This window comes from Pseudochelatococcus contaminans, assembly GCF_014195635.1.
In the GTDB taxonomy this organism is placed as follows: domain Bacteria; phylum Pseudomonadota; class Alphaproteobacteria; order Rhizobiales; family Beijerinckiaceae; genus Pseudochelatococcus; species Pseudochelatococcus contaminans.
Map to the genome: position 1 here is coordinate 69,387 of NZ_JACICC010000010.1, position 6,293 is coordinate 75,679.

At 60.9% G+C, this 6,293-nt stretch carries 6 protein-coding genes; 2 read left to right on the plus strand and 4 right to left on the minus strand.

Annotation, left to right across the window (positions count from 1 at the left end; translation table 11 throughout):
* Positions 1 to 207 precede the first annotated feature (207 nt).
* The 3 genes from rpsU to purE form a co-directional block, all read right to left on the minus strand.
* Positions 208 to 444 (minus strand): 30S ribosomal protein S21, encoded by a 237-nt coding sequence (gene rpsU / locus FHS81_RS15540; RefSeq protein ID WP_183754492.1) that lies wholly within the window; start codon positions 442 to 444, stop codon positions 208 to 210.
* A gap of 211 nt (positions 445 to 655) precedes the next feature.
* Positions 656 to 1,738: a 5-(carboxyamino)imidazole ribonucleotide synthase gene (locus tag FHS81_RS15545; protein WP_183754494.1), complete on the minus strand. Its 1,083-nt coding sequence runs from the start codon at positions 1,736 to 1,738 to the stop codon at positions 656 to 658.
* 2 nt (positions 1,739 to 1,740) lie between these two features.
* The gene (gene purE / locus FHS81_RS15550; RefSeq protein ID WP_183754518.1) at positions 1,741 to 2,205 is read right to left on the minus strand and encodes a 5-(carboxyamino)imidazole ribonucleotide mutase; all 465 of its coding nucleotides are present in this window, start codon (positions 2,203 to 2,205) and stop codon (positions 1,741 to 1,743) included.
* 463 nt (positions 2,206 to 2,668) lie between these two features.
* Between purE and gluQRS the strand changes: the two genes are divergently transcribed.
* Complete coding sequence (gene gluQRS, locus FHS81_RS15555; protein ID WP_343052513.1) at positions 2,669 to 3,520, plus strand: tRNA glutamyl-Q(34) synthetase GluQRS; 852 nt, start codon at positions 2,669 to 2,671, stop codon at positions 3,518 to 3,520.
* A 44-nt stretch (positions 3,521 to 3,564) separates the two neighbouring features.
* Here gluQRS and FHS81_RS15560 read toward each other — a convergent pair whose 3' ends face one another.
* Positions 3,565 to 5,592 carry a M23 family metallopeptidase gene (locus tag FHS81_RS15560; protein ID WP_183754498.1) on the minus strand — a complete coding sequence of 676 codons (2,028 nt, stop codon included), beginning with the start codon at positions 5,590 to 5,592 and terminating at the stop codon, positions 3,565 to 3,567.
* Between the two features lie 304 nt (positions 5,593 to 5,896).
* Here FHS81_RS15560 and FHS81_RS15565 point away from each other — a divergent pair, with 304 nt between their 5' ends.
* Positions 5,897 to 6,085 (plus strand): hypothetical protein, encoded by a 189-nt coding sequence (locus tag FHS81_RS15565; protein ID WP_183754500.1) that lies wholly within the window; start codon positions 5,897 to 5,899, stop codon positions 6,083 to 6,085.
* The last annotated feature ends 208 nt before the right edge of the window (positions 6,086 to 6,293 follow it).

Below are 6,293 nucleotides of genomic sequence, written 5' to 3' on the forward strand. Positions count from 1 at the left end.
GCGATTGCTCAACTTAGCCCCGCCCATTTTGCTGACGTCCATTCGCAAAAAACCGCAAACCCGACTGCCCCGCAGGACAACCGGATTACGCGGTGTCTGATCTTTTGGATCCGCCACATGGTTCACAATCGGCGGATTGATAGGCTCAAACCGAACGCAACGTCACGGCCTGCCAGTCGTTTCTCTCGACCGGAGAGGCCGTAACGATCAGCGTGCGGAAACCGTGCGCGGCTTCGACGGCAGCAGTCCCTCGCGCTGCAGACGCTTGCGCTGCAGCTTGCGCGCGCGGCGCACAGCTTCGGCCTTCTCGCGAGCCTTCTTTTCAGAGGGCTTCTCGTAGTGGCCACGAAGCTTCATTTCCCGGAAGATGCCTTCACGCTGCATCTTCTTCTTGAGGGCCCGGAGTGCCTGATCGACATTGTTATCGCGAACGAGAACCTGCACGCTTTATCTTCCCGTGTTCTTTTAGAATGAAAGGGGCTTGCCGCCCCCGGCACGACGATCGCGCCGGAAAATACCCGGAACGCCGATGGTGCGCCCGGAAAGAAGTCATGCGGATAGCAGATCATGCCATGCTTGTCCACAACCAGCTTGCACTTGCGGGCTTGCAATCGCAAACCTGTAACCATTTGAGCGCTTACGCCCGCATGATTGTTTACGCCAGCGGTGCAATACGCGTCACGTGGCCCATTTTTCTTCCCGGCCGGGCCGCGCCCTTGCCGTAAAGGTGCAGGTGCGCCCCGGGCTCCGCTGCGATGGAGCGCCAGTTGTCGACGTCATCGCCGATCAGGTTGGTCATGGTAGCGGCCGCGCCTGTCATGCCGACTGCACCGAGCGGCCAGCCGCTGATCGCTCGCACGTGCTGGGCAAACTGCGAAGTCTGAGCGCCTTCGATGGTCCAGTGGCCGGAATTGTGAACGCGCGGCGCGATTTCGTTGACAAGAACCGTTTCGCCGCCTGTGCCATCGTCGACGACGAACATCTCGACGGCCAGCACACCCGCGTATTCCAGCGAATCAGCAATGAGGCGAGCCGCTTCCACGGCTTTCCGCGCCACGTCCGCCGCAAGCCTGGCGGGAGCATGGGTGACATCGAGGATATGATGGCGATGCGTGTTCTCGCATAGATCATAGGCTACGAAGGAACCGTCGCTGGAACGCGCCGCCACCACCGAGACTTCGCGCGTGAAGGGCACAAAGCCTTCCAGAATCGCCGGTGCGTGGCGCAAGCTCGCAAGCGCTGCTGCGGCATCCTCGTCCGGACGGATGATCGCCTGCCCTTTTCCGTCGTAACCGAAGCGGCGGGTTTTCAGTACGCCCGGCCGGCCAAGCGCTTGCAGCGCCGATTCCAGTTCGGAGAGATCATCGACCTTGCGATATGGCGCCGTGCCGATGCCAAGGCTTGTGATGAAATCCTTCTCCGTCAGCCGGTCCTGTGTGACGGAGAGGGCCTTCACGCCCGGATGCAGTGGCACCAGTGCGGCTATGACCTCTGCCGATGCCGCCGGGATGTTCTCGAATTCATAGGTGACGACGTCAACTTCACGGGCGAAGGCGGCCAGTGCGTCCTCATCCTCATAAGCCGCCACCGTGTGCCGGCTGGCCACCTCGAATGCCGGGCTATCGGCTTCCGGCGCATATATATGGACACGGATGCCAAGTTCGGCCGCGGCGAGCGCGATCATGCGTCCAAGCTGGCCGCCGCCGAGGATGCCGATGGTCGAACCGGGGGTCAGCATAATCAATCCTCGTCCGCCGGAAACTCCGCCACGTCGGCGGTTCGGGCTGCGCGCCACGCATCCAGACGGACGGCAAGCGCCGGATCGCCAAGTGCCAGAACCGCTGCGGCCAGCAACGCTGCGTTAATGGCGCCGGCACGGCCAATCGCCAAGGTTCCGACAGGAATGCCGGCGGGCATCTGCACGATCGACAGCAGGCTGTCCCGTCCGCCGAGAGCCTTCGTTTCCACCGGCACGCCGAAAACCGGCAGGCTGGTGATGGCCGCAGTCATGCCGGGAAGGTGAGCCGCGCCGCCGGCGCCCGCGATGATAACGCGGAAACCGCGCTCACGCGCCGTGCGGGCAAATTCGTACAGCCTTTCCGGCGTGCGGTGTGCCGAAACGATGCGCGCTTCATGGGCGATGCCGAGGGCGTCAAGGGTTTCGACGGTGTGCCGCATGGTGGCCCAGTCCGACTGGCTGCCCATGATGACCGCGACGGACGGTGCGGCGATAATCTCCCGCGCCGTCTGCAGGTCGCCGATGTCCGGATGCGGCGCGTGCGGAAACGGCACGATCGGGTTATCGTTGCTGGTGGGTCCGCTCATATCGTTGCCCCCTCCCGTTACACCTGGTCATCGGCCGGGTCGCGGGTTTATTCCGCATTGCCGATATCAGCCTTGCTCCATGCATTCTCATGCATGATGACACGATGGATGCAAAAAGCAGGATCGGCATCCATCATCCTGCTCGCCAGCTTGCGGCTGGTTTGCCTGTGGCATCCTGCCGGCTCATCCTGATCCAGATGGCCGACAAGGAAAAAAATCGGATAATCGGATCGTGTCTCCGGTGCAAGCAATTCATGGCCCGAATGATGGCCAAAGGTGAAAATTCGTGCAGCAGGCAACGCCACAGCAAGATCAACCTCAACGGCGCGACGATAAGAGGCCGGTGTTTCGCTTCGCCCCAAGTCCCAATGGTTTCCTGCATCGTGGGCATGCCTATTCCGCTTTGCTGAATCATCGGCTCGCGCTGCGCTTTGGCGGCCGTTTCCTGCTTCGTATCGAGGATATCGATCTTGCCCGGTGCAAGGACGCTTATATAGAGACGATCTACGACGATCTTCACTGGCTGGGCCTGAGCTGGGAAGAGCCGGTGCGCCGACAGTCGCATCATTTCGCAGATTATAAAGCGGTCGTGCAAAAGCTGTCAGCGCTGGGACTTCTCTATCCTTGCTACGCCTCGCGGACGGAAATCGCGGCCGCGAGCGTGGGACGCGATCCGGATGGCGCGCCGCTTCGCTGGCGCGATCATCCGGTTATCGATGCCGATGAAGAGGACCGCCGCCGGGAGGCTGGAAAGCCTTTCGCGCTCCACCTCGACATGCGCCGCGCGCTGTCCCGAATCGCGGATCTGCGGGTGACGCTTGATTATCCGGTGTTTTCTCCGACCGGAGAGGGATCTCACGCAAAGGCCAATCCAGCCCGCTGGGGCGATGTCGTGCTGGTTCGCAAGGATACGCCGACGAGCTATCATCTGTCGGTCGTCGTGGATGATGCGCTTCAGGGCGTGACACATATTGTGCGCGGGCGCGATCTGGAGGCGGCAACGGACGTTCACCGCCTGTTGCAGGCCCTGCTCGATCTGCCGGTGCCCGCTTACCATCACCATGATCTGCTTCTCGACGCAGATGGCGGAAAGCTGGCGAAATCGCGCAGTTCTTATCCGCTGCACGCCCTGCGCGAAGCCGGAATGGACCCGCGAGACCTGTTGACGGAACCGGGTTTCGCAACCCTCATTTGAGCCCGGCAAGAGGGCTGGACGCGCGCCAGAGCCGGGGCGGTGGATCAACGCAGCGTCGCGCTGCCGTTGCCGGTTTCGGACCGCGCGAGCAATTCCTTCACCTGATCGCGCTGAAGCGAGAATTCCGCAAGATCGTCGCCGGACAATTCATTACTGCGCGGCAGCTTGATCTTCATCGGGTCGACGAAGCGGCCATTGACCATCACCTCATAGTGCAGATGCGGGCCGGTCGACAGGCCGGTGTTGCCGAGATAGCCGATGACCTGTCCCTGACGCACACGCACGCCTGGCGAAATGCCGCGCGCGAATCGCGACTGGTGCGAGTAGGTCGTCACATAACCGTTGGCGTGCTGAATTTCCGTGCGCCGGCCATAGCCCGAATCCCATTGCGCCTTGAGAACAGTGCCATCGCCCGCTGCCAGAATCGGTGTACCGATCCGGTTCGCCCAGTCTACGCCGGTATGCATCTTGGCGTAGCTCAGAACCGGGTGATACCGCATGCCATAGCCTGAGGTCATACGCCCTTCGGTGATCGGCTTGCGGATGAGAAACTTCTGCAACGACCGGCCGTCGTTATCATAGAAATTGCCACCACCGTCGCCGGGCGGCTGGAAACGGTAGAGACGCCGGGTCTCGCCATCCACTGTCAGGGCAGCATAGAGCAGTTCGACAGGTCCATCGGCATCGTTGGTATAGAGCAGCTCAAGCGATTCGCCTGCTTCCACGCGCCGCTGGAAATCGGTATCGGCGGCGAAGAGAGGAACGATCTCCCTCACGAGTGCAGGGGGAACACTATAGCGGGCGAGTGTCTCGTAGACACTTTCGTAAAGCTGTGCGCCCGGGCCGGTCTCGCTCGCACCGCGTGCAGTCTGGGGCACGGTGCCTGCCATATCGTCTTCCGGTAGGAAGACGGGAACATAGCGACCGTCGTCGGAGAGCGCGGCCACGGCGCGAATCCTGCCTTCTTCATAAAGCACGACACGCCCGATGGCCTTGCTATCCTCAGCGGCCTGCGGTTGCTGCGTTTTCACAATGGTGCGCCGGGGTGTATCGACCTCAGCCGATTCGCTGGCGGGCTCGACAGTACGAAGCAGTGACAGAACCTGTCCCTCGCCCAGCCTATCTTTTTCGCCGAACCCGAGTGCCGTCACGAGCGCGCGAGCATCCTCGGGTGTGGCCTTCTCATCAATCAGAACTGAGAGAATCACGTCGCCGGGAACGCCCGCGAGATGCTCTTCCGTGCCATCGGCGTTTCCGGCGGACGGCGAGCGCTTCGGTAACATGGTGACGTTTTCCGGCACTACCCGCACGTCGATATCGTTGAAAGGCATATCGCTCAGGCTGGCATAGGCGGTTGCCGCTGGCGCCGGCTGATCCTGCCGCAACGAGCGGAACAGCATCATCCGGCCCGCCTGCGGCAGTGCGGAACGGCCACTGAAATCGCTCATCAGCCGCTCTTCCGCCACGATTTGCGCCAACGCCTCGTCGGCGTTCAGGCCCGGCTGGGAGGAGGCGAAGTTTTCGCCCACCAGATCCCGTTTGACGATGGAGACATCCGCATCGGTCACATCGGCAGCCGTCTCGCGGGCGTTGGCGGTTGCGGTTTCGGTGTCCGCAAAGAGGTTCAGCGGATTGAACGGGGGAATGTTTGTTGCGTGAGTCCCGGAGGTGAGGGCAAGCGGGGCATTGATTCGCACGAAGTCCCGCGTGCGGATGACCTCGCGGTCACCGGCGCGCACCGTAATAGGAGCCTTGAACTCCTGCCTTGCCAGATTGCGCGTCACTTCCCGGCGAACCAGCCGATCAGCCCGACGAGCCAGCGTGTCCTGTTCCGGAACATTCGTCGCCTTGGGAATCATGCGCTGCGGCCGTTCAACTTGAACGATCTCGCCCTGCAAGGCGATCACGATTGCACCGCCAATAAGTGCGCCACCGCTGAGGGCGGTCAAAACGCTGCCGACAAGCCATCTCAGACTGACGCGACGCCGGTCCTGATTGATGACGGCAAGGCCGTTCGGATCGAGAGGCGGCGAAACATCCACCGCGCCCGTTCCGCTTCTGCGATGATTCATCCAGGAGTCCGGGCGAGGGGCGTTGGCCTCTGTCCGAATCGTCACCGGCGCCCGCTGCAGCATCAATCCTCCAAGCAAACCAGGAGCGGTTCGCGTTCAAGTCGATCCATATCCGGCGCGCAAGCCGCGCCGTGCAAAGGTTTTCACATCATCAAGGGTCTTCATATCATACGCGCACACGGCGCTGCATATATATGACGCACGTGTACCGAAGCGGGGACCCGGAATATCGCTTACATATATACCCCGAAAGCGAAATTCCTCAATACATCCCCCTTCACGGCATATATGCGGGTCACCGGGCATGGGGGGCAAACAGGCCGATTCCGAAAAACCCATTGCCGGCAATGGGATGTCCACCGCCAGAAAAGAAAATCGCAAAAATCGTCAAAAAAATTTCATGAGAGCGTTGACAGTCGAAACAAGTCTGGCCTATATAACACCCACACCGGCGCTGCGGCGAACTTCCAGCGAGTTCCTCGGCGAATGGTAAGAAGTTTCCGATAACCGGATTGGGATAACAGCCCGACTAACAAGGTTGGGTCGTTGTCCTGTTTTCTGAGTTCTCGAATTTGCTCGAAAGAGTGCTTGCCTGATGGCAAGGTTGTTCTTTGACAATTTGGATTGGAAGAGAATCGTAGGCGGCGTTTTTTTCCTGCGTCCTGACCAGAGATGGTTGGGAGTATGAGAAATAGCGACGA